Annotated in this window: 16 protein-coding genes; 5 read left to right on the top strand and 11 right to left on the bottom strand. The window is 61.0% G+C overall.

The window, feature by feature from the left end; genetic code table 11:
• The first annotated feature begins 12 nt into the window (after positions 1-12).
• The 4 genes from ubiG (at position 13) to PSH73_RS08405 (ending at position 4,410) form a co-directional block, all read left to right on the top strand.
• Complete coding sequence (gene ubiG / locus PSH73_RS08420) at positions 13-711, top strand: bifunctional 2-polyprenyl-6-hydroxyphenol methylase/3-demethylubiquinol 3-O-methyltransferase UbiG (RefSeq protein WP_003172645.1); 699 nt, start codon at positions 13-15, stop codon at positions 709-711.
• A gap of 4 nt (positions 712-715) precedes the next feature.
• Complete coding sequence (gene mupP / locus PSH73_RS08415) at positions 716-1,387, top strand: N-acetylmuramic acid 6-phosphate phosphatase MupP (RefSeq protein ID WP_057439225.1); 672 nt, start codon at positions 716-718, stop codon at positions 1,385-1,387.
• A gap of 137 nt (positions 1,388-1,524) precedes the next feature.
• Positions 1,525-2,265, top strand: coding sequence for a YciK family oxidoreductase (locus PSH73_RS08410; protein WP_032863166.1), 741 nt, complete (start codon positions 1,525-1,527; stop codon positions 2,263-2,265).
• Positions 2,266-3,483: 1,218 nt separating this feature from the next.
• Positions 3,484-4,410: a GGDEF domain-containing protein gene (locus PSH73_RS08405; protein WP_057445202.1), complete on the top strand. Its 927-nt coding sequence runs from the start codon at positions 3,484-3,486 to the stop codon at positions 4,408-4,410.
• 22 nt (positions 4,411-4,432) lie between these two features.
• Here the strand turns inward: PSH73_RS08405 and PSH73_RS08400 are convergent, their stop codons facing one another.
• From PSH73_RS08400 to PSH73_RS08370, 7 genes are all read right to left on the bottom strand, one after another.
• Complete coding sequence (locus PSH73_RS08400) at positions 4,433-5,191, bottom strand: TenA family transcriptional regulator (RefSeq protein WP_178112260.1); 759 nt, start codon at positions 5,189-5,191, stop codon at positions 4,433-4,435.
• 79 nt (positions 5,192-5,270) lie between these two features.
• Positions 5,271-7,730, bottom strand: a complete 2,460-nt coding sequence (locus tag PSH73_RS08395; protein ID WP_057958893.1) for an EAL domain-containing protein — start codon at positions 7,728-7,730, stop codon at positions 5,271-5,273.
• A gap of 95 nt (positions 7,731-7,825) precedes the next feature.
• Positions 7,826-9,631, bottom strand: coding sequence for an ABC transporter ATP-binding protein (locus PSH73_RS08390; protein WP_120732334.1), 1,806 nt, complete (start codon positions 9,629-9,631; stop codon positions 7,826-7,828).
• A complete protein-coding gene (locus PSH73_RS08385) occupies positions 9,624-10,226 on the bottom strand; it encodes a DsbA family protein (protein WP_169961215.1) in 603 nt (200 codons plus the stop codon). Before PSH73_RS08385 ends, PSH73_RS08390 begins: the two co-directional genes overlap by 8 nt.
• A 36-nt stretch (positions 10,227-10,262) precedes the next feature.
• Entirely contained in the window at positions 10,263-11,204 is a 942-nt protein-coding gene (locus tag PSH73_RS08380) for a rhodanese-related sulfurtransferase (RefSeq protein WP_057440777.1), read from the bottom strand.
• Positions 11,205-11,322: 118 nt separating this feature from the next.
• Entirely contained in the window at positions 11,323-11,622 is a 300-nt protein-coding gene (locus PSH73_RS08375) for a BolA family transcriptional regulator (protein WP_057958890.1), read from the bottom strand.
• Positions 11,623-11,625: 3 nt separating this feature from the next.
• Positions 11,626-12,141, bottom strand: coding sequence for a DUF2059 domain-containing protein (locus PSH73_RS08370; protein ID WP_057958889.1), 516 nt, complete (start codon positions 12,139-12,141; stop codon positions 11,626-11,628).
• A gap of 193 nt (positions 12,142-12,334) precedes the next feature.
• On the opposite strand from PSH73_RS08370, the gene PSH73_RS08365 reads away from it, so the two are divergent.
• Entirely contained in the window at positions 12,335-13,723 is a 1,389-nt protein-coding gene (locus PSH73_RS08365; protein ID WP_057440775.1) for a class II fumarate hydratase, read from the top strand.
• A gap of 1 nt (position 13,724) precedes the next feature.
• Here the strand turns inward: PSH73_RS08365 and PSH73_RS08360 are convergent, their stop codons facing one another.
• From PSH73_RS08360 to PSH73_RS08345, 4 genes are all read right to left on the bottom strand, one after another.
• On the bottom strand, positions 13,725-14,684 hold the full coding sequence (locus PSH73_RS08360) for a DMT family transporter (protein ID WP_057958888.1): 960 nt from the start codon (positions 14,682-14,684) through the stop codon (positions 13,725-13,727).
• A 578-nt stretch (positions 14,685-15,262) separates the two neighbouring features.
• Positions 15,263-16,447, bottom strand: a complete 1,185-nt coding sequence (locus tag PSH73_RS08355) for a thiolase family protein (protein WP_057958887.1) — start codon at positions 16,445-16,447, stop codon at positions 15,263-15,265.
• A 101-nt stretch (positions 16,448-16,548) separates the two neighbouring features.
• Positions 16,549-18,066 (bottom strand): polyphosphate:AMP phosphotransferase, encoded by a 1,518-nt coding sequence (gene pap, locus PSH73_RS08350; RefSeq protein ID WP_305462218.1) that lies wholly within the window; start codon positions 18,064-18,066, stop codon positions 16,549-16,551.
• A gap of 102 nt (positions 18,067-18,168) precedes the next feature.
• Positions 18,169-18,585: an NEL-type E3 ubiquitin ligase domain-containing protein gene (locus PSH73_RS08345; RefSeq protein ID WP_057958885.1), complete on the bottom strand. Its 417-nt coding sequence runs from the start codon at positions 18,583-18,585 to the stop codon at positions 18,169-18,171.
• Between the last annotated feature and the right edge of the window lie 167 nt (positions 18,586-18,752).

The following is an 18,752-nucleotide window of genomic DNA, read 5'->3' as shown; positions in this document are numbered from 1 at the left end:
AGAGGACTACCCATGAGTAACGTCGACCACGCCGAAATCGCCAAATTCGAAGCCCTGGCCCATCGCTGGTGGGACCGCGAAAGCGAGTTCAAGCCCCTGCACGACATCAACCCGCTGCGGGTCAACTGGATCGACGAGCGGGTCAACCTGGCCGGCAAGAAAGTCCTCGACGTGGGCTGCGGTGGCGGCATTCTCAGCGAAGCCATGGCCCAGCGCGGCGCCACGGTGATGGGTATCGACATGGGCGAAGCGCCCCTGGCCGTGGCCCAACTGCATCAATTGGAGTCGGGCGTGAGCGTCGAATACCGGCAGATCACCGCCGAAGCCCTGGCCGAAGAAATGCCCGAGCAGTTCGACGTGGTGACCTGCCTGGAGATGCTGGAGCACGTGCCCGACCCATCGTCGGTGATCCGTGCCTGCTTCCGAATGGTCAAGCCCGGCGGCCAGGTGTTCTTCTCCACCATCAACCGCAACCCGAAGGCCTACCTGTTCGCGATCATCGGTGCCGAATACATCATGAAGCTGCTGCCGCGCGGCACCCATGACTTCAAGAAGTTTATCCGTCCTTCCGAGCTGGGTGCCTGGAGCCGTCAGGCCGGGCTGACCGTCAAGGACATCATCGGCCTGACCTACAACCCCCTGACCAAGCACTACAAGCTGGCCAGCGACGTCGACGTCAACTACATGATCCAGACCCTGCGAGAGGAATAAGCCTGTGAAGTTGAAAGCGGTTCTTTTCGACATGGACGGTACGCTGCTCGATACCGCGCCGGACTTTATCGCCATCTGCCAGGCCATGCGCACCGAGCGCGGGCTTGCACCGATCAACGACCAGCATATCCGCGATGAAATTTCCGGCGGCGCCCGGGCCATGGTCGCCGTGACATTTTCCATGGACCCGGAGTCCCCAGGCTTTGAAGAGCTGCGCCTGGAGTTCCTCGAACGCTACGTCAAGGGCTGCGCGATCCATAGCAAGCTGTTTGATGGCATGGCCGAACTGCTGGAAGACATCGAGCGCTCCAAGCTGATCTGGGGCGTGGTGACCAACAAGCCATTGCGCTTTGCCGAGCCGATCATGGAGCAACTGGGCCTGGCCCAGCGCTCGGCGCTGCTGATCTGCCCGGACCACGTAAAGAACAGCAAACCCGACCCGGAGCCGCTGATCCTGGCCTGCAAGATGCTCGACCTGGACCCGGCCAGCGTGCTGTTCGTGGGTGACGACCTGCGGGATATCGAATCGGGCCGCGACGCCGGGACCCGTACCGCCGCCGTCACCTATGGTTATATCCACCCCGACGACAACGCCCGCAACTGGGGCGCCGACGTTGTGGTCGATCACCCGCTGGAGCTGCGCAAGGTGCTCGATAGCGCACTCTGCAGCTGCTGACACTGAAACACTGAGATCAATGTGGGAGCTGGCTTGCCAGCGATAGCGGTGAGTCAGCTGCCGCTTTATTGACTGACACTGCGCTATCGCGAGCGAGCCCGCCCCACATTCAGACTGAATTTTTGTTGAGGTCGATTATGTTTGATTACTCCGCACGCCCAGAATTGCTCAAGGACCGGGTCATCCTGGTCACCGGCGCCGGCCGCGGGATTGGTGCAGCGGCGGCCAAGACCTACGCCGCCCACGGTGCCACCGTGCTGTTGCTGGGCAAGACCGAGGCCAACCTGGCCCAGGTCTACGATGAAATAGAAGCCGCCGGCCACCCGCAGCCGGTGGTGATCCCGTTCAACCTGGAAACCGCCCTGCCCCATCAATACGACGAGCTGGCGGCGATGATCGAAAAAGAATTCGGCCATCTCGACGGGCTGCTGCACAACGCCTCGATCATTGGTCCGCGCACGCCGATCGAACAGCTGTCGGGCGAGAACTTCATGCGCGTCATGCATATCAACGTCAACGCCATGTTTATGCTGACCGCCACCCTGCTGCCCCTGCTCAAGCTGTCCCAGGATGCTTCGGTGGTGTTCACCTCCAGCAGCGTCGGGCGCAAGGGCCGGGCCTACTGGGGCGCCTATGGCGTGTCGAAGTTCGCCACCGAAGGCCTGATGCAGACCCTGGCCGACGAACTCGACACCGTGGCGGCAGTGCGCGCCAACAGCATCAACCCCGGCGCTACCCGGACCAGCATGCGTGCCCAGGCTTACCCTGGGGAAAACCCGGCCAACAACCCGCTGCCGGAAGAGATCATGCCGGTGTACCTGTACCTGATGGGCCCGGATAGCTCGGGGATCAATGGGCAGGCGTTCGACGCGCAATAATCTTCGGACATGACACTACGCCATTGTGGGGCTTGTGTGGGAGTGGGCTTGCCCGCGATGGCCATAGGTACAGGGATCTACACAACTCTTTTCTGGGGTTGTGTACATATCCGTTGCTGCGGTCATGGCGGCTATTGGTTCCGCTCTTACAGCGGGTCACTTTTGGAAAAGAGCCCCAAAAGTAACCAAAAGGGCTCCTGCCCCACCACTCGGCACCTCGCCCAGGCTCGGTGTGCCCGTCATCCGACATTGATTTGGGGGGCCGCCGCGATGGGCCATCCATGGCCCAGCGCGGCTAACCCGGCGTCCTGCCGGGCTACCCCCCAAATCAATATCGGATGACGGCCAGCGTGGTTTAACGGGGCGCCTCAGATCAAAAGCAAAGCGAGGCGGCCTGACAGCCGACCTGATCGTCGAAGCGTGCGCGTACCCCTGTGGGAGCTGGCTTGCCTGCGATGGCGCTGTATCAGTCGATAAATGTATTGGCTGATGTACCGCCATCGCAGGCAAGCCAGCTCCCACAGGGGGGGGAATGCAGCTTCGCGCTCTGGCATTGCTGTTGCTGTTGCTCTGCTTTTGATCTGGCTTTTGATCTTGATCTTAGGCGCCCCGTTAAACCACGATGGCCGCAGGCAGGTATTGCGCAGTGGGCACCCCGGCATGGATGCCGGGGTAGCCGCGACACGGCCAGGGATGGCCGATCGCGGCGGGCCCACGGAGCAATGCCTGACTGCGGGCATGCCGAGCCTAGGCGAGGCACCGAGTGGTGGGGCAAGAGCGCTTTGCTTACTTTGGCGCTCTTCCAAAGTGAGCCGCCGTAAGGGCGGAACCCTAAGTGGCCGTGACCGCAGCAACGGATATGTACACATACCCAGAAAAAAGTTGTGTGATACCTACCGCCATCGCAAGCAAGCCCACCCGCCAAAATGGGCCTGCGCCAAATTTCCACCACGCCTTTTCCTCAATAAACCCCATCCCCTTGTTTTATAAGAACAAAAAACTAATTGCACTAAATGGCACGCTTTTCGCTCCAATTTGCTTAAGCAGGCAGCGCGACATCAAGACGTGCGGCATGGGATCAGGGGTTATAACCCCCGGCAAAGCGGACTAGACTGTTACCCAAGTTTTACGGAACTGAAGGAACAGTAAGGCGCCCGCCAGTAACCGCTCCCATCGAGCCTGTAAGACAGCATTCTGTGCTTAGAGGCCTGCCCGTTTATGAAAACACCGACCCAGACCAACGCAATTGACTTCGACAGTGCCAAATTGCAACGCCTGGGCTTTGGCCAGCCTTCCATCGTCGCCCGCCGCCCCATCAGCCTTGCGCAACTGCGCCAGCAACTGAATCTGCAATTGCAGACCAGCCTGGAAGCGGAGCGGATCCTCGGCCTGTTTTTTCGCGAAGTGCAGCGCCTGGTCCCCCTGGACGCCCTGCAATACCGCCATGAAACCAGCGACCTGCGTCTGGAATATGGCCAGCGCGGTCATCACTCCGTGAGTTACAGCCTCAGCCATCAGGGCGAGCACCTGGGGGAGTTGGTGTTTCGCCGCAACCAGCGCTTCAGCGAAGAGGAACAGGGCAACCTGGAATCACTGCTGGCCAGCCTGCTGTACCCCATGCGCAATGCCTTGCTGTATCGCGCCGCGACCCGCAGCGCCCTGCGCGATCCATTGACCGAGACCGGCAACCGCGTCGCCATGGACCAGACCCTGGGCCGGGAGATCGAGATGGCCAAGCGGCATCTGCATCCGCTGTCCTTGCTGATGCTCGACATCGATCACTTCAAGCGCATCAACGACAGCCACGGCCACGCCACCGGCGACAAAGTGCTCAAGGCCGTCGCAGCCTCGATCAAAAGCCAGTTGCGCAATGTGGATATGGTGTTTCGGTTTGGCGGGGACGAGTTCCTGATCCTGCTTTCCAACACCAGCCGCGATGCCGCCACCATGGTCGGCGAACGCTTGCGCCAGGCAGCACAGGCCCAGGACTACTGGGCGGACACCACGCGTATCGAATTGACGGTGAGCCTGGGTTGCGCGACCTTGCTGGTAGGCGAGTCGGCCGAAAGCTTGCTGCGCCGGGCCGACAGCGCCTTGTACGTGGCCAAGCGCGAAGGCCGCAACCGCCTGGCAATGGCGGGGTAACCCCTACCCCGCCCTGCCGGGGTCAGGCTTCGCTGGCCGCCAGTACCTGGCGTTCGCGGATCACCGGGGTTTTCTCCAACTGCATGCAACGCTCCAGGAACAGGTACATGTAGTCGTAGCTCTTGCACACGGCCTGGCGCAACTCCACTTGCAACGCCTTGCTCGGGTTCATCCCCGCCAGGGTGCAGATGATTTCCAGTGCTTCCCACGGGTGGGCGTCGTCGTACTGGGCATGCATCTTCAGCCACTTCATGGCGCGCTTGCGATCTTCTTCGGGGAACGCTGCGGCATACACGCCCGTCGAACACACCAGCGCAGACCACTCCCCAGTGGCCCCCTCGATGGCGTAGTTGGTAGCGGCAATCGCAACAATCAACGAATCGGCCGAACTGGTGTGCCAGCACCAATGACTCAGTGCGTGCAACTCGGGCGGCACGTTCTGCGCTTGCAGTTCTTCCAGGCCCACGCCATGGGCGCGTGCCCAATGCATCCAATAGTCGGCATGGTTCAGTTCCACGCGAATATTGCGCATCAACCAACGTCGCGCCATATCCTCGCCAGGATGACGGGCAAACTTGGTCTTGGTCAGGTTTTGTGCCATGTACAACGCGAACTGTTCCACCACTGGCCAGCCACCAATCAGGTATTGGCGCATGGTCTTGGCACTGAGCTTGTTATCGCGCATGCGCTGGTACAGTTCGTGTTCGACAACTCGGCGCTTGCTCTCGCTACAGTCCTGGATCAATTGCTGAGCCCAGGTGGGGTAACTTGAGGCTTCCATAAGCGGGCCGGTTCTGCTGAATGTGTCGATCACTGTCGGGCTCCTTTTGATGTGTGATGTGTACAGACCAGCAGATGTTTCAGCGGAACGTGCCGGGCGCCCGGAATAACAGAGGCTGCGGGCGCGCAGGTCGACACTGCAAACTATCGAAGGTAAACAATTGCGGGCGCTCAATCAGGTAGCCCTGAGCGTAGTCCACGCCGATCTCAAGCAATGCCTGCTCGATGTGCGGCGTTTCGACAAACTCGGCAATAGTGCGTTTACCCATGACATGGCCGATGTGGTTGATCACTTCGACCATGGCGCGGTTAATCGGGTCGTCCAGCATATCCTTTACGAAACTTCCATCGATCTTCAGGAAGTCTACAGGTAAATGTTTGAGGTAGGCGAATGAGGACATTCCGGCGCAAAAGTCGTCCAGGGAGAAGAAACAGCCTAAGGCCTTGAGCTCATTGATAAAACGAATCGCACTGCCAAGGTTGGAAATGGCGCTGGTTTCGGTGATTTCAAAACAGATCATGCTCGGCGGAATGCCATAGGCGTTGAATTTCTCCCGCAGGAAGCTCAGGAAGTCGTCATCGCCGATGGTGATGCCCGACAGGTTGATCGCACACATCGCCATGGGCCTGCCCGGTCGCTCGATCATGCAACGGGCAATCAGCTTGAATACGTTCTCCACCACCCAGCGGTCCAGCGAAGTCATCAACCCATAACGCTCGGCAGCCGGGATAAAGCTGTCGGGCAAAATGATCCGCCCCGCTTCGTCGTGCAGGCGCAACAGGATCTCGATATGCCCGGCACCCGCCTCGGTATGGCCCAAGGCCGCGATTTCCTGGGCATACAGGCAGAAGCGGTTCTCCTCCAAAGCCATGTGCAGGCGCTGGATCCAGGCCATCTCGCCAAAGCGCAAGGACAACTCGGAGTCATCGGCGTGATAGACCTGCACCCGGTTACGCCCCTTTTCCTTGGCCATGTAGCAGGCCATATCCGCGGCGCGCAAAGAAGTTTCAAGAGTGGTCGGGATGTGCGAGATATGGACCAGGCCGATACTGACCGTGGTGACAAACGGCCGGCCTTTCCAGACAAAGTGCAGGTTTTGCACGGTGCGACGCAGACTTTCGGCGATTTTCTCGGCCACCAGTGGCGGACAGTTCTCGAGCAGAATGCCAAACTCATCGCCCCCGAGGCGAGCCAGCGTATCGCCTTCGCGCAGGTCCGATTGCAGCAGCGCGCAGATATGCCGCAACAACTCATCGCCCGCCGCGTGACCACAGGTGTCGTTGACCAGCTTGAACTGGTCCAGGTCGAGGAACATCAAGGCATGCCCCGACTGCTGGCGCCCGATGCCATGCAACACCTGCTCCAGGCGGAATTCAAATTCACGGCGGTTGGCCAGCCCGGTCAAGGCATCATGGGTCGCCTGCCAAGACAGGTTGGCAATGTATTGGCGCTCTTGGGTCATGTCGTGCAACACCAACACTGCCCCGCTGACCTTTCCGGCACTGCGGATCGGGGCACCTACCAGGGTCACGGAGACCGTGCTGCCATCCAGACGCTGGATCAGCTTGGAGTGTTCGCTGCCGCCGGTGAGTTGACCGCCAAGAATATGCTCGATCAGGGCAAACCCTTCGGCCTGGGCGTTTTCATCCAGCAGATTGAACAACGCCGCCAGGGGCAGGCCCTGGGCCTGGGCAGCCTTCCAGTGGGTCAGGGACTCCGCCGCCGGGTTCATATAGGCGATAGCCCCGTCGACATCGGTGGTAATCACTCCGTCGCCGATGGACTCCAGGGTGATCTGCGCCCGCTCCTTCTCCACTTGCAAGGCATCGGCAAACGCATGGCGCTGGGCCAATAGCTTGCGGGTGCGCAACAAGGCCAGGGCAATCAGGCCGAGGGCGGTGGCCAGGTTAGTGATCAGCAGCAGGCGCAGAATCATCCTTGAGCCTTCACCCAGGGCATCGCTGAAAGCCTTGGCCGCCGGCGTCACGCTATCGTTGATGGCGATGATGCGTTCTTTCCAGGCATGGATGTCGGCGCTGGTGGCTTGGTTGGCAAGGATGTCCCGGTGCATTTCCTGCGCCAGGTCGTCGAGTTGCACTAGGTAGCCATCGCCCACGGTCCACAGCTCGATGGCTTTTTCCAGGTAACTGAAATGGCGGAAATTAAGGTACAGCCAGATCACGCTCGACACGTCATCCGGATGGTTGCCGCCCTTGAGGATCCCCTGGCGCGCGGCCGCCAGGTCAGGGTTGGGGCGGTCCAGGGCGATGCGCAGCTCGTGCCCGCCCTGGGGCACGGCAATCGCGTTCTGGTATTTGAGAAAGGTCTTCTGGTCGCGGTTATCGGCGTACAGGGTCAGGTAATAGATGGCATCTTTCTGGCCCTTGGACCACAGGCTTTCGCCCGCCACATAACCGCGCACGGCCGAGAGCATATAGAGGCTGACGCAGCCCAGTAATGCCTGGAACAGTACAACCGCAATAAAAGGCCAGACAATGCCCAGCAAACGGGGTGTTCCGAAAGTTCGCTTCTGCTTCATGAGATCCCTTGCATCAGCACAGGCGAGTAAAAACTGCTCCTGACAGCACAGCCGAGGCCAAACACGATCCCTCCAGGATCGGTACCGGGATCGTTTCAGCGAACTTGTTGCAAGTGTCCGTAAAGCTTGGCGTACAAACCGCCGTCGGCTATCAGCTGCTGGTGGTCGCCGTCTTCGGCTATATGCCCACCGTCAAACACCAATACCCTATCAGCCTGCTTCACCGCCGACAAACGGTGAGCAACGATCAGTGTAGTACGCCCACTGAGAAACCGCGCCAGTGCCTGGTGCAGGTTGTATTCGGTGGCCGCATCCAGGGCCGAGGTGGCTTCGTCGAGGATCACCACTTTCGGCTCGGCCAGCACCATCCGGGCAATCGCCAGGCGTTGGCGCTGGCCGCCGGACAAACGTACGCCCGAGCGCCCGACAATACTGTCCAGGCCCTGGGGTAACCCCTTGACCGTAGCATCCAACTGGGCAATTTCAAGGGCCTGCCAGCAGGCTTGATCACTGCGCTCGCGGCCCATGGTCAGGTTGGCGCGCACCGTGTCGTTGAACAGTGCCGGATGCTGCAGCACCACCGCGACATGCTCGCGGATGGTTTCCAGGCCAATCGCCTGCTGGGTTGCGCCGCCGAAGCGGATCGTGCCCGCCTGCGGGGTGTAGAGCCCCAGCAGTAATTGCACCAGGGTACTTTTACCGCCGCCACTGGCGCCGACAATCGCCACCTTCTCGCCGGGGGCGATGACCAGGTTCAACTGATTGAGCACCAGGTCTTCGCCATAGCCAAAGTCCAGGCCCTGCACCTCGATACCCACGGTTTCGCGCCCGGTAAACGGATCTTCGCCCCCTGCGTATTGCGGTTCGTCGGCGCGGGCCAACAGTTCGTTGATCCGCGTCAGCGCGCCACCGGCTGCGTAGTAGGCGTATTGCAGGTTCAGCAGTTGCTCCACCGGGCCGATCATGAACCACAGGTAGCTGAACACCGCGAGCATCTGGCCGATGGACAAGTCGGAAAACAGCACCGTGAGCATCGCCGCCGCGCGGAAGATATCAATGCCGAACTGGAACAGCAGGCCACTGGCGCGGCTGGAGGCGTCGCTTTTCCACTGGGAGTTGATGGCAAAGTCGCGCACTTCCTGGGCACGCTGCCCCAGGCGCCCGAGGAAAAACCCCTGGCGATTGCCGGCGCGCACTTCCTGGATGGCATCCAGGGTTTCTGTCAGGGCCTGGGTAAACCGCGAGGTACTGTCGTTTTCGAGCTTTTTCAGGTGTTTGACCCGCTTGCCCAACTGCACCGTGGCGTAGATCACCAGGGGGTTGAACAGCAGGATCAACAGGGCCAGCTTCCAGTGCATCCACATCAGGATCCCGGAGGTGCCGACCAGGGTCAGGGTGGCCACCAGGAACCGGCTCAAGGTTTCCCCGACAAACTTGTCCACCGTGTCCAGGTCGGTGACCAGGTGTGTGGTCACGGTGCCACCGCCCAGGCTTTCGTATTCACTCAGGGAAATACGCTTGAGCCGCTCGATCAGACGCACGCGGATGCGGTAGACAATGTCCTTGGCCAGCCCCGCAAACAGGCGGGCCTGGACCACGTTGAACACCAACGCCGCGCAGCGCAATACCAGGGTAATCAGCAGCATCAGGCCGATATACCCGGCAGCCTGCTGCCAGGCCGTCGGCAACGCGTGGTTCATCACCTGCAACGCCGCATCGCCATTGCCCAGCAGCACTTCGTCCACCAGCAACGGCAGGAGCAAGGGAATCGGTACGCTGCACAGGGTCGCCAGTACGGCGACACCGTTGGCAATCCACAGGGATTTTTTATGGCGCAGGGCCAGGCGACGGATTTCTGCCCAGGTCAGCCGATCAACCCGTGGTGTTGGCTGATCATGCACAGGCAGCTCGCTCCAGCCAGCGACCGAGCAGCGGCGACAGCTCGGACAGCGGCTGGTAGCCATTGGTCAACAACGCCAACTGGCCATTGCGTTCGGCCAGCAAGGTCGGGAAACCGGCGATGCCCAGGTCCTGGACCCAAGTGAAGTCGGCGGCCGTGGCGGCATGTTGTTCGGCGCGGTCAAAGGCCTCGGCAAACTCGATACGCGGCACCCCGGCGGTCTCGGCCAGCTCCACCAGCACACTGGCGCGGGTCACATCGCGACCCTCGACATAAAAGGCCTGCTGGATCAGCCCGAGCAAGGTCCAGGCGCAATCCGGCGCCAGGCCACGCGCAGTGACCAGGGCCCGGCAGGCCGGCTCGGTGTCATACACAAACCCTTCAGGCAAGGCGCCCTCCAGGCGGAACGGCTGGCCCGTGGCCTCGGTCACCGCCTGCCAGTGCTCCAGGATATAGCGCCGAGTAGTCGGTTCCAGCGCCGCACCACTGCCGGTACGCAAGCCGCCCACCACCAGGTGCAATTCCACGCCAGCCGCCTGGGCCTGCTCAACCAGGGCCTTGGCCACCGGGGCAAAACCCCAGCACCAGGAACACATCGGGTCCATTACATAGAGCAGGCGCGCAGACATGGTTCAAGCCTCGGTGGATGATTGCTTGTAGTTGTAACCAATCGGGTGCGGCATATTGCGGGCCTTGGCCAGCTCGATCTGCTTCTGGCGGTCGATCGCACTGCGACGGGTCTTCTCGGACAGCTTATCCCAGCAGTGCGGGCAACTGATGCCGGCCACGTAGTGCTCGGATGCGCGGTCCTCTACGCTAACCGGTGTACGGCAGGCATGACATTGATCGTAGTCACCTTCGCTCAAATCGTGGCGCACGGTCACGCGGTTATCGAAGACAAAGCAGTCGCCCTGCCATTTGGTCTCTGCCTGGGGCACCTCTTCGAGGTATTTGAGGATGCCGCCCTTGAGGTGATACACCTCGTCAAAGCCTTCGCTGAGCATGTAGCTCGAGGCCTTTTCACAACGAATCCCGCCGGTGCAGAACATCGCGACCTTCTTGTGCTTGGCCGGATCGAAGTTGGCTTTGATATAGTCGGGAAATTCGCGAAAACTCGTGGTTTTCGGGTCGATTGCGCCTTCAAAGGTGCCGATCGACACTTCATAGTCGTTACGGGTGTCGATCAACAGCACTTCTGGATCGCTGATCAACGCGTTCCAGTCTTGTGGATCAACGTAGGTACCGACTTTCTTGTTCGGGTCGACGCCTTCGACACCCAGGGTCACGATCTCTTTTTTCAGCTTGACCTTGGTGCGGTAGAACGGCTGCTCATCGCAGTACGACTCTTTGTGGTCGATATCGACCATGCGTGGGTCGTTCTTCAACCAGGCCATCAGGCCATCAATGCCTTCGCGGCTACCGGAAACGGTGCCGTTGATGCCTTCTTCGGCGATCAGCAAGGTGCCCTTGATGCCATTGTCGACCATGGCCTGCAACAGGGGCTCACGCAGGGCGACGTAATCTTCGAGGGTGACGAACTTATACAGTGCCGCCACGACGATGGGGTGTGTCATGGGTGTTCTCTCCAGGTGGCTACCCTCGTAAAGGGTGAACCGGATGCAAAAAAAACGCGCCGACTAAGCGGCGCGTTGCGGATTCTAGCAAAACATAGGCCCTTGTAGCAGCCGGATATCAGTGTTTGCTACCGCCAGCGCAGGTCGGCGAGGCCGGGGCTGCGTCGGTTTTTGCCCATTCTTCAGGCGTGTAGGTATGCAGCGCCAGCGCATGGAACTCGCTCATCAGGTCGCCCAACGTGGCGTAGACCTTCTGGTGGCGCTTGACGCGGTTGAGCCCCTCGAACTGCTGGCTGACCAGCACGGCCTTGAAATGCGTCTGCAATCCACGGCTGTGCATGTGGCTTTCGTCCAGCACACTCATGTGTTCCGGGCTCAGGGCGGCAAGTGCCGATTCGATACGCTGCTGCATGGTCATTGCTTACTTCTTCTTGGCGGGTGCGGCTTTGGGGGTCAGCTCGTTGGTCATGTCTTCCAACAGCTTGTTCACGACAGGTACCGCGCTTTCCAGCTTGGCCTGGGTCAACTGGGCCGATTGCTGGGTCAGTTGCGGCATTTTCTCCAGGACTTTCTTGCCCAGTGGCGATTTGTAGAAGGCAACCAGGTCTTTGAGTTCGGACTCGCTGAAGTTGCTGGTGTAGAGCTTGACCATGTCCGGCTTGAGCTTGTTCCAGCCAATGGCCTGGTCCAGGGCGGCGTTGGCCTTGGCCTGGTAGGTGTCGAGCACGGTTTGCTTGGCGGCAGGCGCCTTGGTCTGCTCGAAACGCTGGGCGAACATTTGCTGCACTTGCATGTACACCGGGGTGCCCAGCTTGTCCGCGTGAGCCAGGGTCAGGAAGGCTTCGGCACTGGCGTTGTGGCTGGCGGTATCGGCAAAAACCTGGCCGCTGGCACAGACCAGAGCAACCGCGGTACAGATGGCACGAAGACGAGTCATCGAGTTTCCTTTCTAGCAGGCGAGGTAATACCCCAAGGGCGACCATTCTGCGCCTAAAAAACGCTGGCACTCAACCCCACGCCTTATAGCGCCTGGTTTTGCGGGGGGTTGGCCGATGAAATGGCTTTTATGGAACCCAATCGCCCCCCCAGGGCCTAAACTGCGCAAACCGACTACAAGGAGAGTCCCTGCGATGAGCCGTATCGAAACCGACAGCCTGGGCGAAGTACAAGTCCCGGATGACGCTTACTGGGGCGCACAGACCCAGCGTTCACTGGTCAATTTCGCCATCGGCGAACAACGCATGCCACTGGCGGTCCTGCACGCCCTGGTCCTGATCAAGAAAGCGGCGGCGCGGGTCAACGACCGCAATGGCGACCTGCCCGCCGATATTGCCCGGCTGATCGAACAGGCCGCCGACGAAGTGCTCGACGGCCAGCACGATGACCAGTTCCCCTTGGTGGTCTGGCAGACCGGCAGTGGCACCCAGAGCAATATGAACGCCAACGAAGTGCTCGCCGGCCGCGCCAACGAGCTGTCGGGCGGGCCCCGTGGCGGCAAGAGCCCGGTACACCCCAACGATCACGTCAACCGCTCCCAGAGCTCCAACGACTGCTTCCCCACCGCCATGAGCATCGCCACGGTACAGGCGGTGCACGAGCAGTTGCTGCCGGCGTTGCGCGAACTGTCTGGCGGGCTGGCGGAGTTGTCGGCGCGCCATATGAAGCTGGTCAAGACCGGCCGCACCCATATGATGGACGCCACGCCGATCACCTTCGGCCAGGAAGTCTCCGCGTTCATCGCCCAACTGGACTATGCCGAGCGCGCCATTCGCAGCGCCCTGCCCGCCGTGTGCGAGCTGGCCCAGGGCGGCACGGCGGTAGGCACCGGCCTGAACTCGCCCCACGGCTTTGGCGAGGCGATTGCCGCAGAAATCGCTGCGTTGTCCGGGCTGCCGTTTGTCACTGCGCCCAACAAGTTCGCCGCATTGTCGGGCCATGAGCCGCTGACCACCCTGTCCGGCGCCCTGAAAACCCTGGCCGTGGCCTTGATGAAAATCGCCAACGACCTGCGCCTGCTGGGCTCGGGGCCACGCGCTGGGCTGGCCGAAGTGCGCCTGCCGGCCAATGAGCCGGGCAGTTCGATCATGCCCGGCAAGGTCAACCCGACCCAGTGCGAGGCGCTGTCGATGCTGGCGTGCCAGGTGCTGGGCAACGACGTGACCATCGGCATTGCCGCCAGCCAAGGGCATTTGCAGTTGAACGTGTACAAGCCGGTGATTATCCACAACCTGCTGGAGTCGATCCGCTTGCTGGCCGATGGCTGCCGCAACTTCCAGGAACATTGCATCGCGGGCCTTGAGCCCGACGCCGAGCAAATGGCCGCGCACCTGGAACGGGGTTTGATGCTGGTGACCGCGCTGAACCCGCATATCGGCTATGACAAGTCGGCGCAGATTGCCAAGAAAGCCTATGCCGAAGGGCTGACGCTACGTGAAGCAGCGCTGGAGCTGGGCTACCTCACCGATGCCGAATTCGACCAGTGGGTACGCCCGGAGAATATGCTCGAAGCCGGGCATTGACCTAAAGGTGGGCCAACCTTGCGCGCCGGGCCTTGAGCCCGGCGATCAAGGACGGCGCCAACGCCACCGACGCCGACCCCAATACCACCAGCACCGCACCGCCGTAACCCAGGCCATTGATCTGCTCGGCATGCACATAGTCAGGCCACAACCAGGCGGCAATCGCCACCGCCACAAAGGTCACCAGCGGTGTAATCGCCAACGTCGCACTGACCCGCGACGCTTCCCAGTGAGCCAAGGCTTCGGCAAAGGCGCCATAGGCAATCAGCGTATTGAAACAGCACGCCAGCAACAGCCAGCCTTGCAATGGGCTCAGTTGCAGCGCCTCCATGGGATGTACCCAGGGCAACAGGAGAAATGCGCAAGACAGGTAAATCACCATCATCACCTGCAGTGAATTCCACACCGTCAGCAATTGCTTCTGGCCCAGGGCGTAGAACACCCAGATGGTGGTCGCCAGCAGAATCGTCAGCACCCCGGCGGTGTAAGTGCCCAGGGATGTCAGCAGCTCCGCCAGGCGCTGGTTGAAGAACAGTGCAAAGCCGATGATCAGCACCAACAGGCCTACCCCCTGCCCCAGGCTGAAACGCTCCTTGAACAGAAACACACTGGCGATCATCAAAAAGATCGGCCCCATCTGCACCACCAGTTGCGCCGTGCCGGGGCTCAACATCTTCAGCCCCACCAGATAGAGCACGTAGTTGCCCAGCAGCCCACACACCGCCATCGCCACCAGCCAGCCACCGCGCTTGCCCAAGACTTTCGGGCTGGGCAGACGCTTGACGGCGGCCAGATAAACGAACAGGCAACTGCCGGACACCATCAGGCGAAACCAGGTCACTGTGATCGGGTCCATCACCTGCAGCACCTGTTTGAGCTTGATCGGCAGAATGCCCCAGAGCAGCGCGGTCAGCAGGGTCAGGGATAAACCGTAGACCCAGCGGCCGGAAGAGATGTGCATGAGTGCCCCAAGAGCCAGAGGTAGAGGAAGCCGCATTCTAGGGGGATGTGGGTGGACCTTGGCGAAGTTTTTTATCAGGCATACCGCAAATCAACTGTGGGAGCTGGCTTGTGTGGGAGCTGGCTTGCCTGCGATGCAAGCACTTCGGTACATCAGTTGCATCGCGGTGACGCTATCGCAGCATGGGTATCTACACAGCTATCCTCTGGGTATGTGTACATATCCATTGCTGCGGTCACGGCCGCTATTGGTTCCGCTCTTACAGCGGGTCACTTTTGGAAAAGAGCCCGGAGTGCCGGCCCAGCCAAAAGTAACCAAAAGGGCTCCTGCCCCACCACTCGGTGCCTCGCCTAGGCTCGGCATGCCCGCAGTCAGGCATTGCTCCGTGGGCCCGCCGCGATCGGCCATCCATGGCCGTGTCGCGGCTACCCCAGCATCCATGCCGGGGTGCCCACTGCGCAATGCCTGCCTGCGGCCATCGTGGTTTAACGGGGCGCCTAAGATCAAGATCAAAAGCCAGATCAAAAGCAGAGCCAGAGCACGAAGCTGCATTTAATAATTGGGCCCCCAGGGCCAGATCAGCGCACAGCTTCAAACAGCCCGGTTGCCCCCATCCCGCCGCCCACGCACATGGTGACGATGCCATAACGCAAATTGCGCCGTTGCAGCTCCCGCACCAGGTGCCCGACCTGCCGTGACCCGGTCATGCCGAACGGGTGACCAATGGAGATCGAACCACCGTTGACGTTGTACCTGGCATTGTCGATCTCCAGACGATTGCGCGCATACAGGCACTGGGACGCAAACGCCTCGTTGAGCTCCCACAGGTCGATGTCCGCCACTTGCAGGCCACGGGCCTTGAGCAATTTGGGCACCGAGAACACCGGGCCGATGCCCATCTCGTCCGGCTCGCAGCCGGCCACGGTAAAGCCACGGAAAAACGCCTTGGGCTTGAGCCCCAGTTCCAGGGCTTTTTCCAGGCTCATCACCAGGGTCATCGACGCGCCGTCGGACAGTTGCGATGAGTTACCCGCGGTCACCGAACCATCCTCGGCAAACACCGGCTTGAGCCCACTCAGGCTGGCCAGGGTGGTGTCCGGGCGGTTGCAGTCGTCGCGATCGACCACGCCGTCGAGGATCTGCACCTCGCCGGTGTGCTTGTCCTCGACCTTGTACTTGACCGCCATGGCCACGATTTCATCGTCGAACAGCCCCTCGGCCTGGGCCTGGGCGGTGCGCTGCTGGCTTTGCAGGGCGTACAGGTCCTGCTCTTCGCGGCTGACGTTATAGCGGCGGGCAACTATTTCGGCGGTCTGGCCCATGGGGAAGTAGATGCCCGGCACCTGCTCCTTGAGCAATGGGTTGATCAGGTTGTCGGTATTCACGCTCTTCATGGTCAGACTGATGGACTCGACACCACCGGCGACAATGATGTCGCTGCACCCCGAGGCGATCTGGTTGGCCGCGATGGCAATCGCCTGCAGCCCCGATGAACAGAAACGGTTGAGGGTCATGCCGGCGGTGCCGGTGCCCAGGCGCGACAGCACTGCCACGTTGCGGCCGATGTTGTAGCCCTGGGCGCCTTCGTTGGAGCCGGCGCCGACAATGCAATCCTCGACACTGGCCGGGTCGATGCCACTGCGTGCCAGCAAGGCGTTGACGCAATGCGCGGCCATGTCATCAGGGCGGGTCTGGTTGAACTTGCCGCGAAAGGACTTGGCCAGGCCGGTTCGCACGCTGTCGACGATCACTACTTCACGCATGGGCTACCTCGATCTTGTCGTTATTGGGAGACAGATCGAGGATAGATCCGGGGCCTGGCGATCGCGACGATCATTCACCTGGCGTATGCAAAAGCATGGCGCTATTTGTGCTTCTTCTTTTTGTCGTGCTTGTCGGACTTGGCGAACGCCTCTTCCAGCGCCAGGTTGATGGTGCGCAATACCTTGACCCGTGCCCAGCGCTTGTCGTTGGCCTCCACCAGGGTCCAGGGCGCGATCTCGGTGCTGGTGCGGTCCACCATGTCGCCCACCGCGGCCCGGTAGACATCCCACTTGTCGCGGTTGCGCCAGTCGTCTTCGGTGATTTTGAAGCGCTTGAACGGGATCTCTTCCCGGGCCTGAAAACGCTCCAGCTGGGTCTGTTTATCAATCGCCAGCCAGAACTTGACCACGATCACCCCGGCGTCGCGCAATTGCTCCTCGAAATCATTGATCTCGGCGTAGGCGCGCATCCAGTCGGCCGTGGTGCAAAAGCCTTCGACCCGCTCCACCAGCACCCGGCCATACCAGGAGCGGTCAAACACGGTAAACATGCCCCGCGCCGGGATCTGCCGCCAGAACCGCCACAAGTACGGCTGGGCGCGCTCGTCTTCGGTGGGCGCGGCAATCGGCACGATGCGGTACTGGCGCGGGTCCAGTGCCGCCGCCACGCGGCGGATCGCCCCGCCCTTGCCCGCCGCGTCATTACCTTCAAAAACCGTGACCAGCGCGTGTTTGCGCATGCGTTTGTCGCGCATCAGGCCCGAGAGCCGCGCCTGTTCGGTAATCAGTTGCTCTTCGTAGTCGTCCTTTTCCAGGCGCTGGGTCATGTCCAGGCTGTCCAGCAGGCTCATCTGGTCCACCGAGGATGGCAAGGGCGCCGGATGGATGCCGCTGGCCCTGGCCTTGGACAGCTTCAGGGCATTTTGCAGGCCCTCCAGAAGGATCCTGGCCACGGTCAGCCCGCGGTAGTTGGCATCCACGCCTTCGATCACATGCCAGGGTGCATAGTCACGGCTGGTGCGGCGCAGCACGCGCTCGCCGAAATGCACAAACTTGTCGTAGGTCTCGGACTGCTGCCAATCCAGCGGGCTGATACGCCAGCTGTGCAGCGGGTCGTCCTGCAGGGCCTTGAGCCGCGCCTTCATTTGTTTCTTGGAGAGGTGGAACCAGAACTTGAAGATCAGCGCCCCTTCATCGCACAGCATTTGCTCCAGGCGCTCGGCCCCGGCAATGGCCTGGTCCAGGCGTGCGTCCTTGATCTGGCCATGGACCCGCGCCTGCAGCATCTGGCTGTACCAGTTGCCGAAGAACACGCCCATGCGCCCCTTGGCCGGCAGTTGTCGCCAGTAGCGCCAGGCCGGCGGGCGGGCCAGTTCTTCGTCGGTCTGCTGGTCAAAGGTGCGCACCTCGATCAGGCGCGGATCCATCCATTCATTGAGCAGCTTGACGGTTTCGCCCTTGCCGGCGCCTTCGATGCCATTGATCAGCACGATCACCGGGAAGCGTCCCTGCTGGTGCAACTCGAACTGCGCTTCCAGCAAGGCCTCACGCAAGGTCGGGACTTCAGCGTCGTAAGTGTCCTTATCGACGGCGTGACCAATTTCGGCGGATTCAAACATGGGCGACTCCCTTCCAAGATGGATCAAGACTAGCGGATTGGGCAGCACGGCGGGCAAGCAATTCCACGCCACTTGCCGTGGATCAATTGACCGGGCTGCGGCTCAGACCTCGGGCACGTAACAAATATCCAAGTCATGGTGCTTCATTACTTCCTCGGTCAATCGCTCCACCACCTCGTCGACGGCTTGCCGGCGCGGCGCGCGCAGGGCTTCCATCTGCGCGAGGTATTCCCCGTCGGTGAGGCTCTGGCTGCTCTCGAAAAGTTGTTGCTGGCGCGCATCGAAGGGTTGCGTCGCCGCGAGGAATGTCGCGGGAAATTGCTGCTTGAGGTGAGCTTGCCAGAACGACAACTGCGTCAGGAAACGCAAGAGTGCCGGCGACAACTCTGCCGTGCGCACCTGGGAATGCGCGGCGTCCAGCCCCTCACGGGTCACATTGGCAAACGAGACATACTGCGCAAACTTGGGCTGCCCCGGCAGCTGCGTGAATGTGTGGGTTAAATCGTCCTGTACCGACATCAGCAATGTCCCTTATTGCCTAGGGTTGAACGCCTAACGATACCCTGCGCCAACCCGCCGGATTAACGCTGATTGTTGATCGAATCGGGGGCTATCGCCGGGAGTTTTTCCATGTATGAAGTAGCCGGCTAACACCCGGTTCAACCCTGCCCCCCGTGATCGACTAG

This window comes from Pseudomonas sp. FP2294 (assembly GCF_030687625.1).
Lineage (GTDB): Bacteria > Pseudomonadota > Gammaproteobacteria > Pseudomonadales > Pseudomonadaceae > Aquipseudomonas > Aquipseudomonas shahriarae.
This window is presented reverse-complemented; position numbering and strand designations above follow the sequence as displayed.

Bases quoted from the DNA above. Each gene is read 5' to 3' on its own strand.
- ubiG (WP_003172645.1), top strand. From the start codon at position 13: ATGAGTAACGTCGACCACGCCGAAATCGCCAAATTCGAAGCCCTGGCC.
- PSH73_RS08410 (WP_032863166.1), top strand. From the start codon at position 1,525: ATGTTTGATTACTCCGCACGCCCAGAATTGCTCAAGGACCGGGTCATC.
- PSH73_RS08405 (WP_057445202.1), top strand. From the start codon at position 3,484: ATGAAAACACCGACCCAGACCAACGCAATTGACTTCGACAGTGCCAAA.
- PSH73_RS08400 (WP_178112260.1), bottom strand. From the start codon at position 5,191: ATGGAAGCCTCAAGTTACCCCACCTGGGCTCAGCAATTGATCCAGGAC.
- PSH73_RS08395 (WP_057958893.1), bottom strand. From the start codon at position 7,730: ATGAAGCAGAAGCGAACTTTCGGAACACCCCGTTTGCTGGGCATTGTC.
- PSH73_RS08385 (WP_169961215.1), bottom strand. From the start codon at position 10,226: ATGTGTTCCTGGTGCTGGGGTTTTGCCCCGGTGGCCAAGGCCCTGGTT.
- PSH73_RS08380 (WP_057440777.1), bottom strand. From the start codon at position 11,204: ATGACACACCCCATCGTCGTGGCGGCACTGTATAAGTTCGTCACCCTC.
- PSH73_RS08375 (WP_057958890.1), bottom strand. From the start codon at position 11,622: ATGACCATGCAGCAGCGTATCGAATCGGCACTTGCCGCCCTGAGCCCG.
- PSH73_RS08370 (WP_057958889.1), bottom strand. From the start codon at position 12,141: ATGACTCGTCTTCGTGCCATCTGTACCGCGGTTGCTCTGGTCTGTGCC.
- PSH73_RS08365 (WP_057440775.1), top strand. From the start codon at position 12,335: ATGAGCCGTATCGAAACCGACAGCCTGGGCGAAGTACAAGTCCCGGAT.
- PSH73_RS08360 (WP_057958888.1), bottom strand. From the start codon at position 14,684: ATGCACATCTCTTCCGGCCGCTGGGTCTACGGTTTATCCCTGACCCTG.
- PSH73_RS08355 (WP_057958887.1), bottom strand. From the start codon at position 16,447: ATGCGTGAAGTAGTGATCGTCGACAGCGTGCGAACCGGCCTGGCCAAG.
- pap (WP_305462218.1), bottom strand. From the start codon at position 18,066: ATGTTTGAATCCGCCGAAATTGGTCACGCCGTCGATAAGGACACTTAC.
- PSH73_RS08345 (WP_057958885.1), bottom strand. From the start codon at position 18,585: ATGTCGGTACAGGACGATTTAACCCACACATTCACGCAGCTGCCGGGG.